At 72.2% G+C, this 25,409-nt stretch carries 25 protein-coding genes and 1 pseudogene; 16 read left to right on the forward strand and 10 right to left on the reverse strand.

Annotated features, from left to right (window positions below):
* Positions 1-127: 127 nt before the first annotated feature.
* Positions 128-493: a hypothetical protein gene (locus tag FHU36_RS38165; protein ID WP_185089012.1), complete on the forward strand. Its 366-nt coding sequence runs from the start codon at positions 128-130 to the stop codon at positions 491-493.
* Here the strand turns inward: FHU36_RS38165 and FHU36_RS38170 are convergent.
* Both FHU36_RS38170 and FHU36_RS38175 read right to left on the reverse strand, forming a co-directional pair.
* On the reverse strand, positions 454-1,095 hold the full coding sequence (locus tag FHU36_RS38170; protein WP_185089013.1) for a DUF998 domain-containing protein: 642 nt from the start codon (positions 1,093-1,095) through the stop codon (positions 454-456). The two genes, FHU36_RS38165 and FHU36_RS38170, sit on opposite strands and share 40 nt — an antisense overlap.
* Before the next feature lie 243 nt (positions 1,096-1,338).
* A complete protein-coding gene (locus tag FHU36_RS38175; RefSeq protein ID WP_185089014.1) occupies positions 1,339-2,265 on the reverse strand; it encodes an anti-sigma factor RsbA family regulatory protein in 927 nt (308 codons plus the stop codon).
* A gap of 290 nt (positions 2,266-2,555) precedes the next feature.
* Here FHU36_RS38175 and FHU36_RS38180 point away from each other — a divergent pair, with 290 nt between their 5' ends.
* Both FHU36_RS38180 and FHU36_RS38185 read left to right on the forward strand, forming a co-directional pair.
* Entirely contained in the window at positions 2,556-2,936 is a 381-nt protein-coding gene (locus FHU36_RS38180; protein ID WP_185089015.1) for a DUF8711 family protein, read from the forward strand.
* A gap of 139 nt (positions 2,937-3,075) precedes the next feature.
* The gene (locus FHU36_RS38185; RefSeq protein ID WP_312892123.1) at positions 3,076-4,551 is read left to right on the forward strand and encodes a DUF2079 domain-containing protein; all 1,476 of its coding nucleotides are present in this window, start codon (positions 3,076-3,078) and stop codon (positions 4,549-4,551) included.
* On the opposite strand, the gene FHU36_RS45230 is transcribed toward FHU36_RS38185, so the two are convergent.
* On the reverse strand, positions 4,548-5,816 hold the full coding sequence (locus FHU36_RS45230) for a glycosyltransferase family 4 protein (protein ID WP_376774190.1): 1,269 nt from the start codon (positions 5,814-5,816) through the stop codon (positions 4,548-4,550). The two genes, FHU36_RS38185 and FHU36_RS45230, sit on opposite strands and share 4 nt — an antisense overlap.
* A 38-nt stretch (positions 5,817-5,854) precedes the next feature.
* Between FHU36_RS45230 and FHU36_RS38200 the strand changes: the two genes are divergently transcribed.
* Genes FHU36_RS38200 through FHU36_RS38210 form a run of 3 tightly spaced genes read left to right on the forward strand, consistent with a single transcriptional unit; the run spans position 5,855 to position 11,252 of the window.
* Positions 5,855-6,673, forward strand: coding sequence for a PIG-L deacetylase family protein (locus FHU36_RS38200; protein WP_312892125.1), 819 nt, complete (start codon positions 5,855-5,857; stop codon positions 6,671-6,673).
* Positions 6,674-6,722: 49 nt separating this feature from the next.
* Positions 6,723-7,781: a lysylphosphatidylglycerol synthase transmembrane domain-containing protein gene (locus FHU36_RS38205; RefSeq protein ID WP_185089016.1), complete on the forward strand. Its 1,059-nt coding sequence runs from the start codon at positions 6,723-6,725 to the stop codon at positions 7,779-7,781.
* A 51-nt stretch (positions 7,782-7,832) separates the two neighbouring features.
* Positions 7,833-11,252, forward strand: a complete 3,420-nt coding sequence (locus tag FHU36_RS38210) for an ATP-binding protein (RefSeq protein ID WP_312892126.1) — start codon at positions 7,833-7,835, stop codon at positions 11,250-11,252.
* Positions 11,253-11,296: 44 nt separating this feature from the next.
* Here the strand turns inward: FHU36_RS38210 and FHU36_RS38215 are convergent, their stop codons facing one another.
* Positions 11,297-11,803: a hypothetical protein gene (locus tag FHU36_RS38215; RefSeq protein WP_185089017.1), complete on the reverse strand. Its 507-nt coding sequence runs from the start codon at positions 11,801-11,803 to the stop codon at positions 11,297-11,299.
* A gap of 167 nt (positions 11,804-11,970) precedes the next feature.
* Between FHU36_RS38215 and FHU36_RS38220 the strand changes: the two genes are divergently transcribed.
* Complete coding sequence (locus tag FHU36_RS38220; protein WP_185089018.1) at positions 11,971-12,507, forward strand: DedA family protein; 537 nt, start codon at positions 11,971-11,973, stop codon at positions 12,505-12,507.
* A 12-nt stretch (positions 12,508-12,519) separates the two neighbouring features.
* On the opposite strand, the gene FHU36_RS38225 is transcribed toward FHU36_RS38220, so the two are convergent.
* On the reverse strand, positions 12,520-12,726 hold the full coding sequence (locus tag FHU36_RS38225) for a YegP family protein (protein ID WP_185089019.1): 207 nt from the start codon (positions 12,724-12,726) through the stop codon (positions 12,520-12,522).
* 114 nt (positions 12,727-12,840) lie between these two features.
* Here FHU36_RS38225 and FHU36_RS38230 point away from each other — a divergent pair, with 114 nt between their 5' ends.
* Both FHU36_RS38230 and FHU36_RS38235 read left to right on the forward strand, forming a co-directional pair.
* Positions 12,841-13,683 carry a D-alanyl-D-alanine carboxypeptidase family protein gene (locus FHU36_RS38230; protein WP_246503220.1) on the forward strand — a complete coding sequence of 281 codons (843 nt, stop codon included), beginning with the start codon at positions 12,841-12,843 and terminating at the stop codon, positions 13,681-13,683.
* Positions 13,684-14,090: 407 nt separating this feature from the next.
* Positions 14,091-14,708 carry a hypothetical protein gene (locus FHU36_RS38235; RefSeq protein ID WP_185089021.1) on the forward strand — a complete coding sequence of 206 codons (618 nt, stop codon included), beginning with the start codon at positions 14,091-14,093 and terminating at the stop codon, positions 14,706-14,708.
* Between the two features lie 131 nt (positions 14,709-14,839).
* Here FHU36_RS38235 and FHU36_RS38240 read toward each other — a convergent pair whose 3' ends face one another.
* Positions 14,840-15,337: a winged helix-turn-helix transcriptional regulator gene (locus tag FHU36_RS38240; protein ID WP_185089022.1), complete on the reverse strand. Its 498-nt coding sequence runs from the start codon at positions 15,335-15,337 to the stop codon at positions 14,840-14,842.
* A 101-nt stretch (positions 15,338-15,438) separates the two neighbouring features.
* Between FHU36_RS38240 and FHU36_RS38245 the strand changes: the two genes are divergently transcribed.
* The 3 genes from FHU36_RS38245 (at position 15,439) to FHU36_RS38255 (ending at position 19,038) form a co-directional block, all read left to right on the forward strand.
* Positions 15,439-16,881, forward strand: coding sequence for an MFS transporter (locus FHU36_RS38245; RefSeq protein ID WP_185089023.1), 1,443 nt, complete (start codon positions 15,439-15,441; stop codon positions 16,879-16,881).
* Positions 16,882-16,893: 12 nt separating this feature from the next.
* The gene (locus tag FHU36_RS38250) at positions 16,894-17,379 is read left to right on the forward strand and encodes a pyridoxamine 5'-phosphate oxidase family protein (RefSeq protein ID WP_185089024.1); all 486 of its coding nucleotides are present in this window, start codon (positions 16,894-16,896) and stop codon (positions 17,377-17,379) included.
* A gap of 177 nt (positions 17,380-17,556) precedes the next feature.
* Positions 17,557-19,038: an MFS transporter gene (locus FHU36_RS38255; RefSeq protein ID WP_185089025.1), complete on the forward strand. Its 1,482-nt coding sequence runs from the start codon at positions 17,557-17,559 to the stop codon at positions 19,036-19,038.
* Positions 19,039-19,089: 51 nt separating this feature from the next.
* On the opposite strand, the gene FHU36_RS38260 is transcribed toward FHU36_RS38255, so the two are convergent.
* Both FHU36_RS38260 and FHU36_RS38265 read right to left on the reverse strand, forming a co-directional pair.
* Positions 19,090-19,347, reverse strand: coding sequence for a DUF4235 domain-containing protein (locus FHU36_RS38260; protein WP_185089026.1), 258 nt, complete (start codon positions 19,345-19,347; stop codon positions 19,090-19,092).
* Positions 19,348-19,431: 84 nt separating this feature from the next.
* Complete coding sequence (locus FHU36_RS38265) at positions 19,432-19,674, reverse strand: hypothetical protein (protein WP_185089027.1); 243 nt, start codon at positions 19,672-19,674, stop codon at positions 19,432-19,434.
* A gap of 115 nt (positions 19,675-19,789) precedes the next feature.
* Between FHU36_RS38265 and FHU36_RS38270 the strand changes: the two genes are divergently transcribed.
* The 3 genes from FHU36_RS38270 to FHU36_RS38280 all read left to right on the forward strand — a co-directional run bounded on the left by FHU36_RS38270 (position 19,790) and on the right by FHU36_RS38280 (position 22,880).
* Positions 19,790-20,314 (forward strand): SigE family RNA polymerase sigma factor, encoded by a 525-nt coding sequence (locus tag FHU36_RS38270; protein ID WP_185089028.1) that lies wholly within the window; start codon positions 19,790-19,792, stop codon positions 20,312-20,314.
* Positions 20,311-21,519 (forward strand): TolB-like translocation protein, encoded by a 1,209-nt coding sequence (locus tag FHU36_RS38275; protein ID WP_185089029.1) that lies wholly within the window; start codon positions 20,311-20,313, stop codon positions 21,517-21,519. The genes FHU36_RS38270 and FHU36_RS38275 overlap by 4 nt, the downstream gene beginning before the upstream one ends.
* A gap of 377 nt (positions 21,520-21,896) precedes the next feature.
* Positions 21,897-22,880, forward strand: coding sequence for a zinc-dependent alcohol dehydrogenase family protein (locus FHU36_RS38280; protein ID WP_185089030.1), 984 nt, complete (start codon positions 21,897-21,899; stop codon positions 22,878-22,880).
* Positions 22,881-23,046: 166 nt separating this feature from the next.
* Here FHU36_RS38280 and FHU36_RS38285 read toward each other — a convergent pair.
* Both FHU36_RS38285 and FHU36_RS38290 read right to left on the reverse strand, forming a co-directional pair.
* Positions 23,047-23,421 (reverse strand): annotated as a pseudogene (locus FHU36_RS38285) (TrmH family RNA methyltransferase); the annotation flags it as partial.
* Positions 23,422-23,572: 151 nt separating this feature from the next.
* Positions 23,573-24,310 carry an SDR family NAD(P)-dependent oxidoreductase gene (locus FHU36_RS38290; RefSeq protein ID WP_246503221.1) on the reverse strand — a complete coding sequence of 246 codons (738 nt, stop codon included), beginning with the start codon at positions 24,308-24,310 and terminating at the stop codon, positions 23,573-23,575.
* 36 nt (positions 24,311-24,346) lie between these two features.
* Between FHU36_RS38290 and FHU36_RS38295 the strand changes: the two genes are divergently transcribed.
* On the forward strand, positions 24,347-25,243 hold the full coding sequence (locus tag FHU36_RS38295; RefSeq protein ID WP_312892127.1) for a LysR family transcriptional regulator: 897 nt from the start codon (positions 24,347-24,349) through the stop codon (positions 25,241-25,243).
* Positions 25,244-25,409: the final 166 nt, after the last annotated feature.

Below are 25,409 nucleotides of genomic sequence, written 5' to 3' on the forward strand. Positions count from 1 at the left end.
CGGTTGAGCGCTGGCCTGTTGTCATAGACGGAGGTTCGCCTGGCGGCGAATCGCCTGTTCCTGCCCTGCTCCGCAAGGGTCCGATTCCTGCCCCGCCTGAAGGCGGGGGTCTCCTCGGAGGTATCTGATGACCGTTACGAGGTTCCAGGACCTGCCGCTGGCCGAGCGTGACCGGAAGTGGGACGCCGCCGCGGCCGACAAGCGGGTGCGCGCGTGGGCGGGCGCCGAGGACCGGCCCAACGAGAAGTACCGGCAGGCGCACGTGTGGTACGACGGCGACGACGCCGACGAGTTCGGCGCGTACAAGCTGCCGATCGCCGACGTCGTCGATGGTGAGCTGAAGGTGGCCCCGCGTGCCGTCATCGCCGCCGCCGCGGTCGTGGACGGCGCCCGGGGCGGGGTCGACCTGCCCGATCAGGACGTCCCCCGTGTCAAGGCGCACCTGGCGAAGTACTACGCCAGGATGGGCGACACGCCGCCCTGGGACCGCTGAGCGGCCCGCACGGCCGAATGCCTGAGCATCGACAGTCCCACGATCGCCAGCACACCGATCTCGGTGATCACGACGACCCGCTGGGTCAGCCCGGCCGGGATGTCGCCGTCGACCAGCGGGATGCCCACCATGCGCACCACGTACGGCGTCACGACCAGCACCAGCGCGCCGAGCGCGATCCCGCTGAGCACCCGCACCGCCTTCGCATACCGCGTCCGGGTCCTGGCCAGCAGCATCCCGGCGGCGGGCATCGCAAGGAAGGCGGCGAAAGCGGCGTAGCGGTGGATGCCGCCCGACAAGGAGAGCGGCACTCCCGGCCGGTCGGTGGGGAAGGCCCCGATGAGGAACATGCTGACCGACCAGGCGACGAGCAGCGCCACGACCCAGCGGCCGGCGCCGGCCCTGCGCAGCGCCTCGGCGGTCAGCACCCCGCCCACCGCGAACAACGTCAGCGAGGTGGGCAACAGCCAGCCGTCCGGATGGAACGCGTACGTGCTGATCACGTCGTACATCGGGTCGAGCCCGGCGCGGGCGTGCAGGGCGAGCATCGCACCGGCCCCGGCGGCGTTGGCCGCCAATCCACTCACAAGCAAAGCCTTCATGCATTCAAGCTCGTGGAGCGCGGCTTCGCCGACCATCGGAGATCCGCCCGAAACGGCCCTGAGCCGCCCCTTACGACCTCGGTCGCCCCATCCCTGACCCGGTCGCGGTGACCTGCGCGAAGACCGACCCTGGTAGGGCGGGCCCCCTCAGGGTGCGGGCGGGTCTCCCCACCCGCTCGCCCTGGAGCGGGGCGCGCGGCGAGCGCCGCCCCGGCAGGTCGGGCGTCGAGGCGTGCGCGGGGGTCAGCCGGCCGGCAGGTCGAAGTAGGTGCGGATGACGGTGCCGCCCGCGTGGGTGTGCACCCGGACGAGGTCGGTCAGCAGGTTGACGATGAGCAGCCCGCGCGAGCCCGCCACGTGCGGGTCGACCGGCCGGCGGCCCGCCAGCGGGTCGGTGATGTGACCGGTGTCGCTGACCTCGCACACCAGCCGGTCTCCCTCGGTCCAGACCCTGAGGAGGCCCGCGCCACCGCCGTGGTCGAGGCTGTTGGCCCCGAGCTCGGCGACCACCAGGCGGATGTCGTCGAGCCGGGTGCTGCCGAAGCCCAGCTCGGCGGCGAGGTCGGCGGCGAGCGTGCGGGCCGCCGCCAGGTTGGTGCGGTCGAAGCGGAGGGTGTCGGACCGGGCGGGCTCCCCGAGCGGCCGGTTGTGCTCGACGACGACCTGGAAGGGGGCGAAGGCGGCGCTGGGCCGCTCGCCCCGCCCGTCGCGGATGACCGGATGGGTCAGCGCGGCCTCGTGCAGGACGCGGGGGTCGAGCCGCTCGGCGTCGTACGGGCACAGGATCGTGACGTGCCGCCCGGTGAAGGCGAAGTTGATCAGGGCCTCGTGCTGGGCGCAGGCGGGGTATTCGGTCGCGGTGCGGCCGGGCCAGATCGGCTCGCCGATGATCCGTACGTGCGAGCCGGGATGGCGGTCGGCGAAGGCGCGCAGGACCGCGGGGATGATGCGGCCCGGGTTGCGGCCCGCCTGCTCCATGTCGAGGAGCTGGACGCGGGCGGCGTCGGCGCCGAGCTCCGACTCGATCAGCTTGAGCCGGGCGGCGGGAACGGCGACGGCGACGGGCTCGTCGCCGTCGAGGCCCTCGCGGACGAAGGCGGTGGTGGCAGCCACGTAGTGCCGGTCGCCTTGGTAGAAGAGCGCCGGGTGCACGAACGGGTCCGCCAGCATCAGCCTCACGGTACCCGCTCGTGAGGTCTTCACGACAAACCGATGGGTATCTGTCCTGGTGTGAAGAGACTCCGGATCGTCCTCCGTCCCCGTCCGGCGCCCCGGCCCGTCCCGCTCGACCTGCGCACCCCGTCCGGTCGGCCCCTCCCCTTCTGACGGCCCGCCCCATGACGGGCCGGGTCACGGATAAGGCTCAGATAAGGACCTTGTTAGTGTCGTGCAAGCGGCGATCAAGAGTCCGACCATAATGTCCCCTTCATCTCCTGACGAAGAACGAAGGGCAACACACCATGACTCCCGTTCGCCGGCGCATCGCCATGACGATCGCGACGCTCTCCCTCGCCGGCCTCACCACCGCCTGCGGCGCCCTCGGCCAGGCGGTCGACTGCAACGAGGTGGCCACCGAGGTCACCAAGATCTCCAACGAGTTCTCCACCTCGATGGCCAGCGTCGCCACCGACCCCAAGGCCTTCGAGACCGCCGGTGACGAGGCCGCCAAGAAGGTCAAGGACCTGGCCGCCAAGTACGACGGCGAACTCGCCGCCGCGCTGAACGACCTGGCCGCCACCTTCGACGGGCTGTCCATCGACCCGAAGAACCCGACCGCGGCCATGGAGTCGACGAGCAAGCTCCAGGGCTTCACGACGAAGATCCAGAGCGCCTGCTCCTGACAGGCTTCCGGCCGCCGCGCCGCCCGCGTGAGCAGGGCGCGCGGCGGCCGGCCCGGTCCGCGACGCCTCGCGTCGCCGGGCACGGGCCAAGCGCGAACCAGGCGGCGACAGGTCACGAAAGCGGTCTAAAGTGGTCGCCGTGACGGGCGACACGCTTGCGGCCGAGTCCGGGGCCACCGCCGCCCTCCCCCGCCGGCGGACCCTCCTGGGCGGCCACCGGCTCCGCGTCGGGCTCCTCGCCCTCCTCGCCGCCGCCGCCTACGCCGTGATCGGCCTGGTCAAGCTCGCCACCTTCCGCGCCTCGGTCTTCGACCTGGTCATCGTGGACCAGGCCGTCCGCAACTACGCGCGGTTCCGCCCGCCGTACGTGCCGGTGCTCGGCGCCTTCCACGACCGGGGGCTCGACTACCTCCAGGTGGCCGACCACTTCTCCCCCGCGTACGCGCTGCTCGCGCCGTTCTACTGGGTGCACGACGGGCCCGAGTCGCTGGTCGTCGCCCAGGCGCTGCTGTTCGCCGCGGCGATCCCGTTCGTGTGGCTGTTCACCCGGCGCGTGCTGGGCACCGGCGCCGCCTACCTGGTCGCCGTGGCGTACGCCCTGTCCTGGCCCGTCGCGCAGGCGGTGGCGTTCGACGTGCACGAGGTGATGTTCGTGCCCGTGCTCACGGCCGTCATGATCGAGCGCTACCACGCGGACCGGCCGCTGCCCGCGTTCGCGGCGATGTTCGGGCTCCTCCTGGTCAAGGAGGACATGGGGCTCATGGTGATCGGGTTCGGGCTCTTCCTGTTCGCAGTCGGCGACCGCTTCCGCGCCGTGTGCTGCGCGGCCGTGGGCGTCGGCGGGGTGCTGCTGACCAGGGGCGCGCTCATCCCCATGCTCGGCGGCGACGCCGAGGACTTCTGGGCCTACGGCCACCTCGGCCCCGACGCGCCGAGCGCGATCCTGGCGCTGCTGCGCGACCCGGTCGCGGCCGTGCTGCTGCCGTTCGGCGCCGAGGACAAGGTCGACACGCTCCTGCTGATGGTGTGGCCGACGCTGCTGCTGTGCCTGCTGTCGCCGCTGACGCTGGCCGCGCTGCCGCATGTGCTCGAACGGATGCTGGCCGACCGTCCGCTGTGGTGGCAGGCCGACTTCCAGTACAGCGCGTTCACGGTGGTGATCCTGCTGTGCGCGGGCGTGGACGGCCTGGCCCGGCTGCTGCGCCGGCTCAGGCGCTCCGGCGACCGGTCGATCGGGCTCGCCTGGTCGCTCGCGGCCTGCGCGGTGGCCGTGACGCTCGTGCCGAAGTTCGCCCTGGACCAGCTCTACCACCCGTCGTTCTACCGGGGCGACGAGGTGAAGGTCGCCGCCGCCCGCGAGGCCGTGGCCAGGGTGCCGTCCGGGGTGACCGTCGAGGCGGTCAACTCGGCCGGGCCCGCCCTGACCTCACGCGCCACCGTGCTGCTGTGGACCGGGCAGTCGCGCGGCGCGCCGTGGGTGGTGGCCGACACGGCCCGCTGGGAGTTCCCGTTCGGGTCGGCCGAGGAGCAGGCGGCACGGGTCGCCGCCCTGGTGGAGGAGGGCTACGCCAAGGTCTTCGAGCGCGACGGCTACGTGGTGCTGCACCGGCCCTAGACGTCGCCGCGCCCGGCCGTACGGGTGGCCTGCTCGTAGGCGCGGTCGAACCCGTCGAGCACGGCGGGCCACGAGCCCGCCGACGGCGGCGTCTCCCGGTTGTGGGCGGTGATCCGCTCGCGCAGCGCGGCGTCGGTGGCCAGCCTGGCCACGGCCTGCGCGAGGGCCCCCAGGTCGCGGCCGAGCAGCCCCTCGGTGCCGTGCGCGACGAAGTCGGCCACCCCGCTCTGCGCCCGGGCCACCACGGGCAGCCCGGCGGCGCGCGCCTCCAGGGCCGCGATGCCGAACGACTCGCGTGGCGCCGGCGCCACGAACACGTCGGCCGACTCGAGCACCTTGGCGATCTGCTCGCGGCTGTAGCGGCCGGGCAGCGACACCCAGCCGGTCATGCCGTGCCGGGCGAGGTAGCGCTCCATCGAGGCGCGCGCTGGGCCGTCGCCGACCACCGTGGCGCGCAGCGGGATGTGCGCCGGCACCCGGGCGCGGGCCGCGCCGAGCAGTCTGAGCAGGCGTACCGGCTGCTTGCGCGGCGCGAGCCGGCCGACCGCCACGATGTGCACCTCCTCACGCGGGTCCGCGCCCCCGCCCCGCGGGTGTCCGGCGAACGCGGAGACCGTGGAACTTGTGGAGTCCGTGGAGTCCGTGGAGTCCGTGGAGGCTGTGGAGTCCGTGAAGGCTGTGGAGTCCGTGAAGGCTGTGGAGTCCGTGAAGGCTGTGGAGTCCGTGAAGGCTGTGGAGTCCGTGGAGCCCCTGGAGAACGTGCGCCAGGCCGACAGGTCGAGGCCGTTGGAGACCACGTGCACCGGCACGCCGCGCCCCGCGACCGCGCGGATCGGGGCCGCCGCGGCGGTGCTGACCGTGGTGGCGACCAGCCCCCACCGCTGCCAGCCGTACGCCGTGGCGAGCAGCCGGTAGACGAGGCGGGTCAGCGGGTCCCACATGCTGTGCACGGTCACCACGCACGGCAGCCCGGCGCGCACCGCCGCGCGCACGCCCATCCAGGCGAACGGCGAGACCGCGCCGGTGTGCACGTGGACCACGTCGGGCCGCGAGAGCGTCATGCGCCGCGTGAGATGCCTCACCCCGAACGGGTGCACGGGCAGGTCGAAGGGCATGCGGGCGACGACGCGGTGCACGCCGGGCAGCGCCTCGCCCCGTGTCGCGGTCGCCACCTCGACCTCGTGGCCGGCCTGCCGCTGCATCCGCACCAGGTCGGCGACCTGAACCTCGATCCCCCCGAGCCGCGGCAGGTAACAGTCACTCACGTGAAAGATCCGCACCCCTCCCAGACTAATCTGGGCGTGTGCCTCCACGTACCGCTGTGTTCTTCCATGCCCACCCCGACGACGAGGCCCTGCTGACGGCGGGCACGATGGCGATGCTCGCGGCCGAGGGGCACCGCGTGGTGCTCGTGGTCGCCACCGCGGGCGAGCGCGGCCTGGCCGAGATGGAGCCCGGCGAGGAACTGGGGCAGACCCGGCTCAAGGAGCTGTACGAGTCGGCCGCGCTGCTCGGCTGCGCCCGGGTGGAGTGCCTCGACTACGGCGACTCGGGGCTGAGCCCCAAGGGGGGCGTCGCCGAGGAACGCCCCGACAACGCCTTCATCGACGCCGACACCGAGGAGGCGGCCGGCCGGCTGGCCGCGATCCTGCGCGAGGAGAACGCCGACCTGCTGTCGATCTACGATCCGGCCGGCGGCTACGGACATCCCGACCACGTGCAGGTGCACCGGGTGGGGCGGCGGGCGGCGGAGCTGGCCGGCACGGAGATCGTGCTGGAGGCGACGGTCGACCGCGATCCCCTGCTGCGGCTGCTGCGGCTGGCGGGCAGGGTCTACCGGTTCCCGCCGGAGTTCGACGTGCGCACGTTCGAGAGCGCCTACTCGCCGGGTGAGGTCATCACCCACCGGGTGAACGTCCGCAGGTACACCCGGCAGAAACGGGCGGCGATGCGGGCGCACGCCTCCCAGGCCACCGGCGGCGACAGCGACCGCACCCTGGCCGTGCTGCTCAAGGTCCCCGGCCCGCTGTACCGGCTCGTCTTCGGCACGGAGTGGTACGTGCGGCGCGACCTGCCGCCGGGCACTCGGCTGCGTCATCCTCTGGACCGATGGCCCAGATGAAACCTTGGGTTGATTCGCCCGGGCCGCGAGCCCGGCAGACTGGGGCCCGATGAAGAACAAGTGGCTCCAGATCACGCTGTCCGTGCTGTCCCTCGCGCTGGCGGTGGCACTCGTCGTCTACCTGCCGCAGATCGTCCACGCGCTCACCGGCAAGCCGGTGTCGTGGCGCGAGATCGGTGCGGTGTTCGGCACGCTCAGTCCCGGCGTGGTGGCGCTGATGGCCGTGACGTGGCTGCTGAGCCTGCTCGCCTACACGTTCGTGCTGACCGGGTCGCTGCCGGGGCTCGGGCGGTTGCAGGCGCTGACGCTCAACGCGGCGGGCAGCGCGGTGAGCAACCTGCTGCCGTTCGGCGGCGCGGCGGGAGTGGCGCTGACCTTCGCGATGGCGCGGAGCTGGGGGTTCGCCAACCGCTCGATCGTGGTGATGACGCTGGTCAGCGGCATCTGGAACACGCTGTTCAGGTTCGTCCTGCCGGCCGTCGGGATCGTGGCGCTGCTGCTGGCGGGCCGGGTGCCCGACCCGAAGGTGGCCCAGGCCGGGTGGGCGGGCGCCGGATCGATCCTGGTGCTGTGCGCGGTGGTGGCCGCAGCCCTCTACTGGGACCGCGCCGCCGCGCTGCTGGGCCGGGGTCTCGACGGGCTGGCCCGGCTGGTGCGCCTGCGGGTGCGCCCCTCCGACGCGCTCGACCGGCTGCGCGCGGACACCGCCGGCATCGTCCACACCCGCTGGCCCGGTCTGTCGCTGGGGATGGTGTTCTTCCTCGGTCTCCAGTGGGCGATCATGGTGGTCTGCATGCGGGCCACCGGCGCCTATCCGGGCCTGGCCGAGTCGATCGCGGTCTTCGCCCTGTCGCGGGTGCTGACCACCGCGCTGGTCACGCCCAGCGGCGCGGGGATCATGGAGGGCGGGGTCGTCGCGCTGCTGATCGTCTTCGGGGTGGACGCCCCTCAGGCGACGGCCACCGCACTGCTTTTCGGCTTCTGGACTTACACTGTCGAGATCCCGTTCGGCGGCCTGGCTCTGGGCGCGTGGGCACTCCTGCGCAGGCGCAACGGCCGCGGCGCCGCCACGGAGCCCCCGTCCGCGATATCGAAGGCCACCCAGTGACGATCCCAAACAGAACACAGACCTTGTGCGTGATTCGGAGGCCCGCATAGCGTGGCGGCTGACATGGTGGCGTTCCGGGTTCTGGGGCCAGTCGAGGCGTACGGCGACGACGAACTCGACCTCGGCGGGTTGCGGCAGCGGGCCGTCCTCGCCCGGCTCCTTGTTGCCAGAGGGCAGGTCGTGCCGGTCGACACGCTGCTCTACGACCTGTGGGACGACGACACGGCCAAGGGCGCCCAGTCCGGTCTGCAGGTCTACATCTCGCGGCTGCGCAGGGTGCTGGAGCCGGGCAGGCCGCGCGGCGGCCCCAACCGGCTGCTGGTGACGGTCGCTTCCGGCTATGCGCTGCGGGTGGCGCCCGACCAGGTCGACGCGCTCCGGTTCGAGCAGCTCGTCCGGGCCGCGGGCGAGCACCTGGACGAGGGCGACCCGCAGTCGGCGCGCGGCCGTCTGGAGAAGGCGCTCGGTCTGTGGCGGGGCACCCCCTACTCCGACTTCGCCGACCAACCGTGGGCCGAGGCCGAGGTCAACCGGCTCACCGAGCTGCGACTGGTGGCCCGCGAGCGGCACGCCGACACCGGGCTGCGCCTCGGCCTGCCGGCCGAGACCGTTCCCGACCTGGAGGCGCTCACCACCGAGCACCCGCTGCGCGAGGAGGGCTGGCGGCTGCTCGGCCTGGGCCTCTACCGGTGCGGCCGGCAGGGTGACGCCCTGGCCGCGCTGCGCCGGGCGCGCACCATCCTGGCCGACGAGCTGGGCATCGACCCCGGTCCGGCGCTGCGCAAGCTCGAGTCCGACATCCTCGCCCAGTCTCCCGAGCTGGAGCTGGTGCCGCCCCAGCGGCCGGCGCGCGCCGTGCCCGCCGCCGACACCTGGCCGCCGCGGCCGGCCGCCGCAGTGGAGCCGCCGCCGCTGGAGCCCGAGCCGTTCGTCGGCCGTGACGCCGAGCTGGCCCGGCTGACCACGGCCGCGGCGCGGACCGGCAGGTTCCAGGTGGCGATCGTGACGGGCGTCGCGGGTGCCGGCAAGACGACGCTGCTGCGCCGGCTGCAGAGCGAGCTGGCCGGTGACGGCTGGATCACCGCGTCGGGCGCCTGCCCCGACTCCAGCGCCACGCCGCCCGGCTGGGCGTGGGTCGAAATCCTGCGCTCGCTCGTCGGCGTGACCGGCGCGGGCGAGTACGCGCAGCTCCTGGCGCCGCTGCTCGACGACGCCGCCCCCGACCCCGACGACGACGAGGTGTCCGGCGGCTTCCGCCTGCACCGCGCGGTCGGCGGCTACCTCGCCGGGGTGGCGCGCCGGGCGCCGGTGCTGCTGACGCTCGAAGACCTCCACTGGGCCGACGACCAGACGCTCGCCCTGCTGCGCGCGCTGCCGAGCCTGCTGGCCACCAGCCGGGTGCTGCTCGTGGTCACCTGCCGCGAGAGCGAGCTGGACGACCGCCAGTCCGACGTGCTGGCCGCGCTCGCCCGGCTGGGCCCGGTGCGGGTGGGGCTGTCCGGGCTCGACCCGAAGGCCGTGGCCGAGCTGGTCCGGGCGACCTGCGTGCGCGAGATCGACGAGGACGCCGTCGAGTCGATCGTGGAGCGGACCGCGGGCAACCCGTTCTTCGTCCGCGAGACCGTGCGGCTGCTCGACTCCGAGGCGGCCGCCGACCGGGCCAGCGCGGCCGAGGTGCTGTCGCGGGTGCCGTCCGGCGTGCGCGACGTGCTGCGGCGGCGCATCTCGCGGCTGCCCGCCGGGGCGCAGCAGATCCTGCTGCAGGCCGCGGTGATCGGCCGTGACGTGGACGTCGACGTGCTGGTCGACGTGGCCGGCGACATCGAGCGCAGGAGCTCGCGAGGGGAGAGCGACGCCGGAGCCGCCGACGAGCGGCGCGGTGACAGCACGGACGCCGTGGTCGAGGCGGTGGAGGCGGCGCTGCTGGCCGGGCTGGTGACCGAGCCGGGCCCCGGCCTGCTCAGGTTCGACCACGACCTGGTCCGCGACACCATCTACTCCGACGCCTCGCGGCTGCGGCGCACCCGGCTGCACGCGGCGGTGGCGGCGGTCATCGAGCGGCGCGCCCCCTCCGACGTGGCGGCGCTCGCCCACCACTTCTACGCCGCCGACGCGGCCGAGAAGGCCGTCCACTACGCGGGCTTAGCGGCCGAGCAGGCCGAGCGGCGCTTCGCGCACCGCGAGGCGGCGACGCTGTGGGAGCAGGCGATCGCCGCGTTCAGCCGGACGGGCGGCGACACGAAGGACCGCCTGCAGCTCATGCTGCGCCGCATCCGGGCGCTGGCCCTGTGCGGTGACATGGCCGCGGCTCGGCTGCTGCGGCGTGAGGCCATGGACGCCGCGCTGCCGCTGGGCGACCTGGAGATCACCGCGCGGGTGGCGGCGTCGCTGGCCGTGCCGCACAAGGGCATGGCGCGCGACTTCACCCGCACCGCGTGGGAGATCGTCGACGTCACCGAGAAGGCGCTGATGGAGCTGCCGGAGGGTGAGCAGACGCTGCGCGCCAGCCTGCTCACCACGCTGGCGCTGGAGCTGGAGGGCTCCTCCTCGCCGGAGCGGGGCCGCCAGGCGTCGCTGGAGGCGCTGGAGCTGGCCCGGCAGAGCGGCGACCCGGTGCTGCTCGCCGCCGCGCTGAGCGGGCGGCTGCGGCAGTCCTACGACATCCCCGCGGTCGACACGCGCGAGGGCATCGGCCGCGAGCTGCTGGAGGTCGCCCAGCGCTCCGGGCAGATGGCCACCCAGGCGCTGGCCCACCTGGTGCTGCTGGAGTGCGCGGCGGCGCGCGGCGAGTTCGCCGTGGCCGACGAGCACGCGGCGGCGGCCGACCGGCTGGCCCGCCAGTACGACCTGTCGGCGCCGGCGGCGGTGTGCGCCTGGTACTCCGGGCAGCGGCTGATGATCGCCGGCGACTACGCCGGGGCCGAGCGGGCCTACCGCGAGGCGGCCCGGATGACGGCCCGGGCCGGCATGCTGGAGGGCCGCCAGGACCTGCCGCTGATCACCACGTTCTGCCTGCACCTGGTCGACGGGCGGGCGGCCGAGATGGTCGAGGCGCTGGCCGAGGCCCACCAGCGCGGCGCCAAGTGGACGCTCGACGCCTACGCGCTGGCGCTGGCCTCGGCGGGTCATCTCGCCGACGCCAATGCGGTGGCGGCGATCCGGCCGCCGGTGCGGCCCGACTTCCTGTACGAACTGGCGATGACGTGGCGGGCGCTGGCCGGGATGCTCCTCGACGACCGGGAGCGGATGGTCGACTGCTACGACAAGCTCAAGCCGTTCGCCGACCGGGTGGCGGGCGCCGGCACCGGAGTCGTGGCGCTGTGGCCGGTGGCGCTGACGCTCGGCGACCTGGCCGTCCGGCTGGGCCAGCCGGACGCGGCCCGCGACCACTACATCAAGGCGCTGGAGGTGGCCGAGCGGGTCGGCGTGCCCCGCTGGGTCGAGGCGGCACGACGGTCGGCCGGCGCCTGAGCCGGCGGCGCCGGTCGGATGCGGGCCCGGCCGGTGCGGGCCGGTCAGCAGGTGACCTGGAAGCGTCGGCTCTTGACGGTCCCGGCGCCTTCCACGGCCAGCTCGACGCGGTACCAGCCCGTGCTGCCGGTAAGCCTGGGGTGCCAGGTGACGGTCTGCTCGGCGGCGGCGAAGCCGCCGTGCTCCACCAGGTAGGTGCGCCAGGTGTTGGTCCGCGGGATCCAGCGGGTCAGCCGCCAGGTGTAGAAGGCCGTCCGGCCGGGCGCGCGGTTGACGGCCACGCCGGCGGCCTCGTACGTCCTGGCGCAGCCCGCCTCGGCGACCGGCGGGCCCAGGCGCACGGTGCCCGGCTCGGCCTCCAGCCGGGCCGGGGCGGTGACGGGGGTGGTGCGGGCCGACAGCGTGATGCTCTTCGCGGTCGCGGGAGCGGAGGCGGCGGTGTCGTAGGCGGAGACCCCCACGTACGCCGCGGTGAAGGCGAGGGCCGCCACGAACAGCTTGGCCGTGTTCGCCGTGCCGGTGGCCAGTGCCGCTGTGCTTCTCGTCACCATGATCAACGCTCCTCGTCGTTCACACCTAAGGTGTAGAGGAGGGTGGTTGTGACCTGCTTGCCTGCGACTTGCACCGTTTGTCGAGCTCTTGGCGGGCCTGCGCGGCGACCTGTCTTGAACTAAGGTTAGGCTGACCTTTGTACTCTCAGGGGTGGTGATGTTCTGCAATGTGGCGCCCGATCCTCGCCGTCCCCGCCCCCGCCGAGCCGTTCTGGCTCGGCCTTCCGTACTGGCTCGTCGGCGTCATCCTGATCATCGCGCTCTTCGGAGCGTTCCAGGTGTACTACTGGGTGGGGCGCCGGCTCGGCGAGCGGCTCTACGACTCGCGCGTCGGCGTCAAGATCGGCCGTGAGCGCATCGGCAAGGTCGAGAGCATCGTGCAGCGGTGGGGGGCGCTGGCCGTCTACGGGTGCTTCTGGGTGCCGATGCTGCGCCACACCCTGCCGTGGGTGGCGGGCGCGCTGCGGGTCTCCTATCCGTGGTACGTGGTGGCCAGCGCACTGGGCTGTCTGACCTGGGCGCCGATGTGGTGGTTCGGCCTGACGGCGCTGGTGTGGGGGTGGCTGCAACTGGCCGCCGAGTCGCCGGTGGCGGCCGGCGTGGCGGCGGTGCTGGCGGCCGCCGCCGGGATCGCGCTCGTCGCCCGGCGCAGGAGGAGACGCGCCGCCAAGGCCGAGTCCGGGACCAGGACCGTGTCGCTCTGACTCCCCTGCCGATCAGTCAGGGGGCGATGGCGGGCCAGGGGTGGTGCGGTCGTCGATCGTGGCGTCCGGGGCGATCCGGCGGACCGACTCGATGCCGTTCACGCAGGCCGGCTTGGTCCGGTACGGTTCGCTGACGGCGACGGTCTGGCCACTGGCCGCGACCAGCGCGAAGCGGAAGTCGCCCCGCTCGTCCTTGGTGATCACGTACCTGCCCGCCATGGCCTCCCCCGTTCGCCGGCGTAACAGCGGTTTACCCCGGCTAGACAGCGTTTTCGCGGCTTTGAGGTCAAGTTCGGCAAACCCGAGCCTTGATCACCTGCGACCATGTCTGTCATGCGCATCGGTGCTTTCCTCGGCTCCGCCGTTCTAGCCCTGGTCGTCGGTCTCGTGTCGCCTGTGGGCGCGGCGCGGGCGGCGGACGTTCCCGCCGTCGGGGCGAAGACGGCGTACGTGATCGACTCAGCGGGAACGATCCACTACGCCAAGCGTCAGACGCGGCGGGTGCCGGTCGCGAGCCTGGTCAAGGTCATGACCGCGTACGTGGTGCTGCGGGAGGCGCGGCTGAGCGACCGGATCGAGGTGACGGCCGCCGACGTACGGTACGCCGCGAGCAACGGGGCGGCCACGGCGGCACTGGCCAAGGGTGAGCGGCTCACCGTCCGTGACCTGCTCTACGGCCTGATGCTGCCGTCCGGGGCTGACGCGGCCAACGCCCTGGCCCGCAGGTACGGGCCCGGCAAGGCGGCGTTCGTGGCCAAGATGAACGCCACCGCCCGGCGCCTCGGCCTGAACGACACCAACTACACCAACGCCGACGGCATGCCGTCGCCGGCGGGTTCCTACTCCACGGCCTTCGACCAGGTGAAGCTGGCCAAGGTCGCCCTCGACAACTCGACGTTCCGGACGGTCGTCTCGCGCGAGGTGCACAAGGTGGCCAAGTCGTCCATGCAGCGCGCGCACACCTGGCGCAACACCAACAAGCTGCTGCAGAGCGCCGACGGCGTGCTGGGCGTCAAGACCGGTTACACGAACGCGGCGGGCTTCTGCCTGCTCTTCGCGGGTGAGCGTGGCGGCAGGCGGGTGATCGGCGTGCTCCTCGGCGACCAGGACGCGCGCCGCTTCAGCACGGCCGAGCGGCTGCTGGACCACGCGGGTGAGCAGATAGCCGGCAGCTGATCCGGCGTTAAATACGGATAGCGGCTTTTAGTCACCTTTTTCGGAGGCGACGGGTAAGGGCTCGAACAAAGGCGGTAGGTGGCGGGGACAGCCCGTGCCCCGAAAACCGCCCGACATCCCGCATGTCGCTTGACACCGTATTCGTTGACGCTTTTTCACCTTTGTTTTCCCTGTATGGGGAAGTCCATTTCGGCGTGGCGTCGTCGTGATTGTCGCAGCGACTGTAAGCATCTTCATGGTCACGCTGCGTCGCCAGCGGGCAGGCATGGGCCGTCTTCCGGCCAGTGGTCAGCCGCGGTCACGGCCGCGCTCCGAAAGAAACGGTACCTTCTATGTTCACAAACAATCCCAGAACGGACTCTTCGGCTACGCATTCCCGGCCGCGGCGGAACTGGTCGGCGAAGCGCATGGCGATGTTCGCCACGGCCGGCTCGCTCTCCCTGGCCCTTGCCGCCTCCACGTCCCCGGCTGCCGTCGCCGACGACCCCGAGAAGGAGAAGAGCAAGAGCAACTCCACCACGATCACGACCGTGGACAAGGGGGGCGACCACGACAGGCAGTGTGAGGCCGGGCACTTCTTCCGTTTCCACAACATCCGGCCGCGGAACTTCTTCGTCCCGCGTACCAAGTTCATCGACGGCCCCGGCGGCGAGATGACCGTGTCGGTCGTCCGCGAGCACGAGGTCCTCGCGTTCCTGGAGCTCGACAAGACCGCGACGCGCTCGGTCACCATCGACGACGTCGTCCGCGAGCTGTCGAAGTCGGTCACGCCGCACCTCGAGCTGAGGCACATGGTCTTCACCGGCCACGACTACACCCAGTCGATCAGCGACGGCATGTACGGCAACATGTGGTACCGCGTGTTCGGCTACCGCGTCGGCTGGTCGCAGTGGGCCCAGCTCCGCGACTGCCGCGCCTGGAAGGTCTCCACCGGCATCGCCAGCGTCCCGTCGCGCGTCGAGGGCTGGCGGTACTGGGAGACCAAGCACCCGAGGCTCTTCGGCCGCAAGCTGTCCGTCAAGTAAGGGCGGCCCAACCCCGGACGGTACTGGCACAGGCCCCTGGTGAAGGCGGCGACTTCGGTCGCCCGCCGTTCACCGGGGGCCTGCCGCATGTCCGGCGCACGCCGGCCGGCGTGCCGAGGGGGTCGCCCACGTCAGCGACGGGCGAGCTCTCCGAGCGCCTGGCGGGCGACGGCCGCCTTCCTGTCCGCCTCGTCCCTCGCGGCCTGCTCCTCGGCCGCGATCCGGACGTCGTAGGCCGCCCGGGCCGCGGCGATCTCCTTCTGGTGGCTCTCGGTCCAGGCGACCAGGGCGCTGATGGTGTCGTGCAGGGTCGCACCCAGGGCCGTGAGCTCGTAGTCCACCCGGGGCGGCACGGTCGCGTGCACGGTGCGGCTCACCAGCCCGTCACGTTCGAGGTGACGCAGCGTCCGGGTGAGCATGCGCTGGCTCACCCCGTCGATCATCCGCCGCAGCTCGGTGAAGCGCAGGCTGCGCCGGTCGAGCAGGGCGATGACCTGCAGCGACCACTTGTCGGCGACGCGGTCGAGGATCTGCCGGACCTCGCAGTCCTCGCGCGTGTCCCACTGCAGGACGTCGTAGTCGCCGGTATCCCTGCAGTAACCGAGGGACTTTGAAGTGCCGTCTTCCATGACCGTCCATACTGACGCAGGATGCTGCCGGTATCAAGAAGGAACCGGCATGCATGAAGAGAACCAAGGGCCGGTTCCGGGCTGACGAGAGGAGTCAAGTCATGTCCGCAACCACTGCCCGGATGGACGCGCGCGCCTGGGGTGTGCTGCTCGTCCTGGCCGGCGCGGTCTTCCTGGAGGGGATCGACGTCGCGATGCTGAACGTGGCGCTGCCCGCGATCCGCGCCGACCTGGGCCTGTCGACCGGGACGCTCAGCGGGGTGGTCAGCGCCTACGTGCTCGGCTACGGGGGGTTCATGCTGCTCGGTGGCCGAGCCGCCGACCTGCTGGGCCGCCGTCGGATGTTCCTGTTCTGGCTGGCCGTCTTCCTGGTGTTCTCCGGCCTGGGCGGCCTGGCGAGCGAGGGGTGGATGCTGCTGGTCGCCCGGTTCGTCACCGGTGTCGCCGCCGCGTTCATGGCGCCCGCGGGCCTGGCGTTGATCACCGGGAACTTCCCCGAGGGCCCGCAGCGCACCAAGGCGCTCGGCGTCTACGCCGGCACGGCGGCGGGCGGCTTCTCGCTCGGGCTGGTCGTCGGCGGCCTGCTGACCGCGATCGGCTGGCGCTGGGTGTTCTTCGCACCCGTGGTGCTGTCGGCCGTGATCCTGGTGGCGGCCCTGGTGCTGCTCAGGGACGCCGACTCGCCCGAGCGGCAGGCCGGCGGCTTCGACCTGCCCGGCGCCCTCAGCGTCACCGGGGCGATGCTGCTGCTGGCGTACGGCGTGGTACGCCTGGAGCACCCCGGCGACGGCACGGCTCTGACCCTGGGCGTCTTCGCCGCCGGCGCGGCGCTGCTGGGGATCTTCGTGCTGGTGGAGCGCCGGTCGGCGAACCCGCTGGTGCGGCTGGGCATCCTGCGCTCCGGGCCGCTCGTCCGGGCCAACCTCGGGGCGCTGCTCTTCCTCGGGTCGTTCGCCGGGTTCCAGTTCCTGGCGACGCTGTACCTGCAGGAGCTGCGCGGGTGGAGCGCCCTGCAGACGGGCGTGGCCATGCTGGTCATCGGCATGGACACCATCCTCGCGCCGACGCTCACGCCGCGCCTGGTCAGCCGGTTCGGCAACGTGCCCGTACTGCTGGGCGGGCTCGTGGTGGCCGGCGTCGGCTATGCCCTGTTCCTGCCGTTCGATCTGGACTGGACCTACGCGGCGATGCTGCCGACCATGGTGCTGCTCGGCATCGCCTTCTCGCTGACGTACGGCCCGCTGACCATGGCGGCCACCGACGGCGTCGCCGAATCCGAGCAGGGCCTGGCCGGCGGCCTGCTCTACACCTCCTTCCAGTTCGGCACGGCACTCGGGCTGTCGGCGGTGACGGCGGTGAGCGTGGCCGCCCTCGGCGGCGCCACGGCGCCGGAGGCGAGGCTGGAGGCGCTGCGCACCGCCCTGGCCGTGCCCGTCGCCGCCGCGGTGGCGGCCGTCCTGATCACCGCGTACGGCCTGCTCCGCGGGGCGCGCGGCCGGCACGTGCCCGAGCCCGCGACCGGCGACGTCCGCGCCTCGGCCTGAGGGGAGGCTCCGATGACCGGCAAGGTGACGTCGTTCGCGGCGATCGAGGATGAGTTCTCCACCTACATCGGCGACATCGTCTACGCCACCATGACCACCGTGGACGCCAAGGGACGGCCCCGGGCGCGGGTCCTGATCCCGGTGTGGGAGGTGGTGGACGGCCGCCCGCTCGGCTGGCTGGCCACGTACCGCACCCCGGTGAAGGCCGCGCACCTGGCGCGGAACCCGCACGCGACGTTCTCCTACTGGACGCACCGGCAGAACGCCGTGGCCGTCGACACCGTCGCCGAGTGGGTGGACGACGTGGAGGTCACCCGCAGGGTGTGGCGGCTCTACGAGCAGGGCAGCCCGCCGGGGGCCGGCTACGACCTGGGCAACTTCTGGAGCGGCGTGGACGATCCCGGCCTGCACGTCCTCCGGCTCACGCCCTGGCGTGTCCAGGTCATCCGCGGCCGTGACCTGCGCGGCCGCATCTGGCAGGCGGAGGGCACCGCCTGACCGTCCCGGGCCGCGGATCGCGGCAGGGCCGAAATGCGAGCCGCCGGACCGGCGTTGTTCCCTCCATAGGTGCGTGGCGGGACGTGGGCCGGATCGCCGCGGGTGACGCCGGGCCCCGTGGTGCGGGGCAGGGCGGAGGCGGGCGCGGGTCCGGCCTCCGCCACGGAGGGAGGTCCCATGAACGCCGCGTCTGCGCACGCCGGGCCGGATCCACGCCGGTGGAAGGCCCTCGCGGTCACCCTGGTCGTCGGCTTCATGATCCTGCTCGACGTGACCATCGTGGCCGTGGCGCTGCCGTCCATGCAGCGCGACCTCGGCGCCTCGCCCGCCGAGGTGCAGTGGGTGGTGTCCGGGTACGCGCTGACGTTCGCCCTCTCCCTGGTGCTGGCGGGGCGGCTGGGCGACGCGATCGGCCGGCGACGCATCTTCCTGGTCGCGCTGAGCGCCTTCGTGCTGTGCAGCATGGCGGCGGGGGCCGCCCCGACCATCGAGCTGCTGGTGGTGGCGCGGCTCGCGCAGGGGATCGCCGCCGGCTGCCTGGCCCCGCAGAACTCGGCCCTGATCCAGCAGTTGTTCACCGGCGCGGAACGGGGCCGCGCGTTCGGCCTCTTCGGGGCGACCGTCGGGATCTCCAGCGCGGTCGGCCCGATCACCGGCGGGGTGATACTCGCGCTCGCGTCCGGCGACGAGGGCTGGCGCTGGATCTTCTTCGTCAACGTGCCGATCGGGGTCGCCGCGCTCGTCCTGGCCGCCCGGCTGTTGCCGCACGGCCGAGGCTCCCGGCGCGGGTCGCTCGACCTGGTCGGCGTGACCACGCTGGGCGGTGGCGTGTTCCTCGTCATGCTCCCGCTCGTGCAGGCCGACTCGGGTGGCGTTCAGCGGCTGTGGTGGATGTTCCCGGCCGGGGCGCTGCTCCTGGCGGCGTTCGCGCTGTGGGAGCGGCGGATCGCGCGCCGGGGCGGCGAACCGCTGCTCGACCCCAGGCTGATCACCGAGACCCGCGGCTACGCGCCCGGTTCCGCGCTCGCGGCGGTGTACTTCGTCGGGTTCAGCGGTGTCTGGCTGGTCTTCGCGCTCTTCTTCCAGAACGGGCTGGGGTTCTCGCCGCTGATGTCCGGGCTCTGCGTCACACCGTTCGCGCTCGGCTCGGCAGCCGCGGCGGTCGTGGCCGGCCGGCTGGTGGAACGGCTGGGACGGCTGCTGACCGTGCTCGGGCTCGTCGGGGTCGTGCTGGGGCTGTCCGCGGCGGCGCTGCTGCTGGGCTTCGGCACCCCGCCCGGTGCCGTGTGGGCCGCGGTCCCCGCGTTGCTCGTCGGCGGCATCGGCAGCGGCTTCGTGATCTCGCCCAACGTGACGATGACGCTGAAGGAGGTGCCGGTGCGGATGGCCGGCGCGGCCGGTGGCGCCCTGCAGACGGGGCAACGTCTCGGCGGGGCGGTCGGCACGGCGGCGCTGCCCGGCCTGTACTACCTGGTCCTCGCGTCGAGCGGCGGCGACATCGCGGAGGCCGTCGCCGTGGCCCTGGGAGCCGCGGTCGCCGGCGTGGCGGTCGCCCTCGCCATCGCGGTGGCGGAGTGGCGGCGGGACGGCCGCCCCGCCACGGTCCGGCCGTGCCGTCCCGAGGTGGCCCACGGCCACACCCACGCGAGCCATGGCTGACCGCGCCGGCGCATGCCGGCGCTCACCCGCTGCTCGCGGGCCGTACGGGCCTCAGCCCTTGCCCTCGACCGCCCGGCGGCGGAAGGTCTGCGCGCCCGCGCGATGCACGGCGGCCTTGACCAGGCCGAAGAGCGCCCCCTGGATCGCGGCGGCGACGAGGACCTCGGTCCAGCCGCGGCCCAGGTCGTCGGCGTCCGGTGCGTCGTCCTGGCCGGTGGTCAGCTTCCAGACCCGCTTGAACAGCGACACCGCCAGCGCGCCGCTCAGCATGCCCATCACCAGCGATGCGGTCTTCTCCACAGTGTGCATCTCAGCTCCTCACGACGGTGTCTGCCTGTGCCCCGTGTGGCGCTCATAAACGTGGACGAGCTCATCGCCGGCGGCTGCGACCCGTCAGGCCATCGCCGGGCAGGTCGCCAGGGTCGCGGCCGGGCCGCCGGCCGACGCCGTCATCGACGCCACGAGGTCGCGTACGTGCGCCGGTACCTGTCGTCGTCCTCGGTCGTCCCCCACCTCGTAGGCCCAGGGAACCGGTTCTCCGGTCGCCCTCATCATCGCCGCGTGGGCGGCGTTCTGCCGCTCCCGGTCCCCTGACCAGAGATCGCCGAACTCTTCCGGCACCGAACTGCTGGTCACGGGCGCACCTCCGCCGTCGGGGACCACGTCACGCCGCGTCCCACCATGGCAGACGCGGCCGTGGTTCCAACCCCGTCGATCCAGGCGGCGTTGACAGAGGGATGAGAGGAGACGCATGGATCGATACGAGGGCTTCAGGGAGTTCGTGCACGGGCGCCAGCAGGCCCTGATGCGCAGCGCGTACCTGCTCACCGGGGACGCCTCCCAGGCCGAGGATCTGCTGCAGACCGTGCTCATGCGGACCGCCCGGCACTGGCACCGGCTCGCCGGGGACGGCAACCCGGAGGCGTACGTCCGCAGAGCGCTGATCAACGAGCACGTCTCGTGGCGCAGGCGGTTACGCCGGCGCCCCGAGACCCCCACGGCGCATCCGCCGGACCGCGGCCGGGATCGCGGCGACGAGAGCCTGCACCGCCTGGCGTTGCAGGAGGCGCTGATGCGACTGACCCCGCGCCAGCGCGCCGTGCTGGTGCTGCGCTACTACGAGGACCGCAGCGTCGAGGAGACCGCCGCCCTGCTCGGCTGCTCCGCGGGCACGGTCAAGAGCCAGACCAGTCATGCCCTGGGACGGCTGCGCGTTCTCGCCCCCGAACTGGCCGATCTGCTCAACGCCGTCGATCCCCAGGAGGTCCCCCGATGACCGGATTCCGCGACGAGTTGCACCTGCTCGCCCGCCAGGCTCCCGCCGTCGATCTCGCCGAGCGCGCGCTGCGGGGCGCGAGGCGGAGGCGGCGGATCGGCGTCTACGGTTCCGCGCTCGCGACACTGGTCGCCGTGGCACTGAGTGCGACGGTGCTCACCGGCGGACTCCTCGGCGGCGCCGACGAGGGCACGATCAGCGGCCGCGCGACCGACGTGCTGCCCGCCTCGGGGGTGGACCCGCTCGCCTACGCCTACTACGACATGTGCGGGCGGAGGTGGAGGCTCGGGGAGAACACCCGCGATTTCGCGGGCGAGGACTGCGTCCAGTGGCGCGTGGTCACGCGCACCGGGCAGAACTTCCGGATGCCCGAGGCGCTGAGCTTCTACACCGACCAGACCAGGCAGAACTACATGAACACCGCCGCTCCCGTGGCCATCACCCCAGACGGCCGGCGGATCGCCTACTACAGCGAGAAGGACCAGCGGTTCGCCGTGCGGGACCTGGAGTCGGGCGAAGTCCGGTCGGCGCCGCAGACCGTGACCAGGGCGACGATGGTCGCCCACGGTGGGCTGCTCCGGCTGTCACCCGACGGCCGGTACCTGGGCCTGAATGGTTTCGGCGGGCTGGACGCGGTCGTCGACATGGACACCGCACAGGTCACCGAGATCCCCGTGGGCTGGCACGTGCACAGCGTCGCCGCCGGCGGCTCCCCGGTCGTCCTCGTGAACGAACATGGCCGGTACGCGCTCCTGGCCGATGGGCAGGCGCGGCCCTTCACCGCCGAGGACGTGGCGCAGCAGGTGAGCGACCTGGCGCCCGACGGGCGGAGGGTGGCCTACCTGACCGGCGGGAGGTCGGGGCTGACGGCCGGCGGTGTGCAGAAGTCGCGTCCCGACGACACGATCGTCACGGTCGACGCGACGACGGGACGGACGCTGTCCACGGTGAAGCTCCGCGCCATGTCCGGAAATTTCCGGATATGGCGGATCGGCGGCTGGCACAGCCCCACGGAGGTGGTCGTCTCGGAGATCGTCCACGACTCGTCCTGGATCGACAGCCGTACGGGAGGGCCGGCCAAGGGGCGCGTGCCCGTCCTGGGCGAGACGGCGTACGCCCTGGACGTCAGAACGGGCGTTGTGCGCAAGCTGCACACCTACACCTACCGGGGCTGGAGCGGCGACGTCGTCCTCCCGGGCTTCTAGCGCGGACCCCGGCCTGGTGGCGCGACGCCGCGCCACCCCCGACGCCGGGAGGGCCGGACCGATGACCTGAGTGGGATCGGTCGGCGGGAGATCGGGGCGGTTCCTATACGCTGACGGCGAGCGGGGATGGGCAAGACCGAACTGCTCGACACGGCCGTGCGGCAGGCCGGTTCCATGGGCGCCCGCGTGCTGCGCGCCTCCCGCTCCGAGTTCGAGTGACGGTGGCGCGGTACACCGACCACCGCGCATCGCCCGCCCCAGCAGGAGCGGCACGTGCACGACGTCGTCGAAGTGAATGGTCTGCGGTTCCCGACGGTGCGCCAGGCCTCCGGGCAGCCCTCACCGATGCTGACGAGAAACGAGAAAGAGGTGCAGTCATGCGCGCCGTGATTCTGCAAGAGTTCGGCACTCCGCTGATCCTCACCGAGATCGACAAGCCCGCCGCCGAACCGGGCCAGGTGCTGGTCAAGGTCAAGGCCAGCGGCGTCAACCCGCTGGACACCAAGATCCGGGCCGGCAAGGCCGCCCACGCCGAGCGCACGCTGCCGGCCGTCCTCGGCCTGGATCTGGCCGGTGTGGTCGAGGAGGTCGGCGCGGGCGTCAGCGACTTCGCGCCCGGCGACGAGGTCTACGGCATGACCGGTGGCGTCGGAGATCTGCAGGGCTCGCTCGCCGAGTACGCGGCCGTCGACGCCCGTCTGCTCGCCCGCAAGCCAACCGCGCTCGCCATGCGCGAGGCCGCGGCTCTGCCCCTGGTCGTCATCACGGCCTGGGAGGGCTTGGTCGACAGGGCTCAGGTCCAGGCGGGGCAGAAGGTCCTCATCCACGGCGGGGCCGGCGGCATCGGCCACGTGGCCGTGCAGATCGCCCGGGCCCGCGGTGCCGAGGTCTTCGCCACCGCGTCGCCCTCGCGGCTGGAGGCCGTCGCGCGCCTGGGAGCCACCCCCATCGACCACACCACCACCGCCGTGGACGAATACGTCGCCAGGCACACCGGCGGCGAGGGCTTCGACGTCATCTTCGACACCGTCGGCGGAGCCGTGCTCGACGCATCCTTCGCGGCCGTACGCACCTACACGGGTCACGTCGTGAGCGCCCTGGGTTGGGGGACCCACAGCATCGCGCCCCTCTCCTTCCGCGGGGCGACCTACTCCGGCGTCTTCACCCTGCTGCCCATGCTGACCGGCCGCGGGCGGGAACACCACAGCCAGATCATGCGTGAGGCCGCCGCGCTCGCCGACGCGGGGGCACTCAAGCCGCGACTCGATCCCAGGCGCTTCACGCTCGCCGACGTCGCCGACGCCCACACGGCCGTGGAGAGCGGCTCCGCGCAAGGCAAGATCGTGATCGACGTCAACTGACACCCGATCAGGCGATCGGTTCCGGGGGCGAGTTCCGGCCACGAGGGGGCGAACCGGATGGCCTCCAGGGCCTCCGTGATCAGGCGGCCGGCCGAGGCGGCGCCGTCGATCGTCCCTGAACGGTCGTCAACAGGCACAACCCGGCCAGAATGGTCCAGGCGCCGAGCTACGACCGAGCGCCGCTTCGCATGAGCCCATGGCAGGCGATGGCGGCAGCGGCCACCACGTTGAGCGAGTTGACACCGGCGGCCATCGCGGCCGGGCTCATCGGGATGCAGACCGGCGTGTCGGCCTCGTGCAGCCACCTCGACGACAGCCCGTCGCCCTCCGACCCCAGCAGCAGCGCCACCCGATCAGACAGCTTGACGGCGTCCATCGGTGTCGCGGCCTGATCCGGGGTCAGCGCCAGCGTCTGGAAACCGGCCTCGCGGATCTGCGCGAGGCCCGTGTACCAGTTGTCCATCCGCGCGTACGGGATCGAGAACACCGCACCCATCGAAACCTTCACCGACCGCCGGTACAACGGATCGGCGCACCGGGGGGGGACTGGCCGGTCGACCTCGTCGACCCGCAACACCTCGATTCCACCGAACTCGTCGTATCTGACTGCCCTTGTCATTGTCTTGCTTCTCCTGTGGCGCGCGATGCGCGGCTGACGTCGAGAACGGGAATGGTTCGTGCTGGTGTGGCTGTTACCAGGGCACCGTTCCGGCGTCGTCGAAGAATCCGCCGGTCGGTCCGTCGTCGGGCAGGGTTGCGAGGTGAATCGCGATGGCCGCCCCCTGTTGTGGTGTGCGGACGCCTTGGAAGCCGTTGAGGTCGGTGGCGGTGAAGCCGGGGCAGCCGGAGTTGATCAGGATGTTGGTGTCGCTCAGTTCCTTGACGTATTGGATGGTGAGGGCGTTGAGGAAGGTCTTCGAGGCCAAGTAGGGGGCGGGAACCTGGCCCATGTCGATGCCCGGTGTGGTTTGCAGGGCGAGCGAGCCGACGCTGCTGGACATGTTGACGATCCGCGGTGATGCCGAGTTGCGCAGCATCGGCAGCATCGCGTTGGTGACCCGGATGACGCCGATCACGTTGGTTTCCACGACAGCTCGCACGGTCGCGGGCTCGACCGTGGTCGGTGTCTGTGGCATACCGCCGGTGATCGCGGCATTGTTGACCAGGACGTCGAGCCCTCCGGCATGGCCGGCGATCAGCTCGGCCGCGGCGGCGACACTTGCGTCGTCGGTGACGTCGAGCGGCACGCCGAACGCATCGGTCCCGGCCGCGCGCAGCTTCTCGACCGCGGTGTCGCGGCGTCGTCGATCCCTCGCGCCCACACCGATTCGCCAGCCAAGGGCGCCCAGGCCTGCGGCGATCTCGTATCCGATTCCCTTGTTCGCGCCGGTCACCAGCGCGATCGTCCGTTCACTCATGCCGTCGATCATGTTGCGAACTCGGGTGGGGCGTCCAAGACCGGTCAGGTGGGCGGCGATACCGCACGGGTATTGGTCGTGGTCAGCGCCGGATACGATGAGCTGGTGGAGACGCGGGAGTTGCGATACTTCGTCGCCGTAGCCGAGGAGTTGCACTTCGGGCGGGCGGCACAACGGCTCGCGATGACCCAACCACCACTGTCGCGGGCGATCCAGCAGTTGGAACGGCGGCTCGGAGTCGTTCTGCTGCACCGCACCGCTCGCGCCATCGCCTTAACCGAGGCCGGTTCGGTGCTGCTACGGGAGGCCCGGCTCGCGCTCGACGCGGTCGAAGCCGCCGAGCGCCGCACCCGCCGCGCCGCGGCTGACCAGCCCGGTGTGGTCCTGGCCACCAAGGCTGGAGCGTCCAGGGAACTCTTGTCGAAGCTTCTGCACGCCTACGCCGCCGAACCGGGCTCAGTGGCAGTCGAGGTGATGCTGTGCGGGCCGGGCGAGCCGGAAAGTCTGCTGCGCAACGGGCGTGCCGACGTTGCTCTGCTCCACCGGCCTTACGACACGACAGCCGGATTCGACACCGAGGATCTGCACACCGAACAGCAGGTCGTGGTCCTGCCCAAGGGTCATCCCCTCGCCAACCGGGCGTATCTGTCGTTAGTCGAGGTCAACGCCCAGACGGACCTGCCCCTGCCGCGCTGGCCTGGACGGGATGGCGGCCATCCGGACGGCCCCGGCCCGCAGGTGCGCGACCATACCCAACTGTTCCAACTGGTCGCGCTCGGACTGACCTGCGCCGTCGTACCCGAGTCGCTCCGAGACCAGCTACACGACGACCACGCCATCGTGCCGGTGTCGGACGCACCGGCCGTCACGACCGTCATCGCCTGGCCGCCGCACAGCAGATCCCAAGCCGTCGCCGACCTCGTCCGCACCGCGACACGCCTATAGCCGATACCCGCTGCAGCACCGCTGTTCGCAGGCCGCACGACTGTACCGAGCATCACCAATGTTTCGGGATACATCCGGAGATGCCGCGTGGAGTTCGCGGGTCAAGGGTGAGGGCCCCGCGAATACGCGGTGATCGCACCAGCGATTGCCCCCCACCATCGCGCCA

Origin of the sequence: Nonomuraea muscovyensis, assembly GCF_014207745.1 — a bacterium.
Classification (GTDB): Bacteria; Actinomycetota; Actinomycetes; order Streptosporangiales; family Streptosporangiaceae; genus Nonomuraea; species Nonomuraea muscovyensis.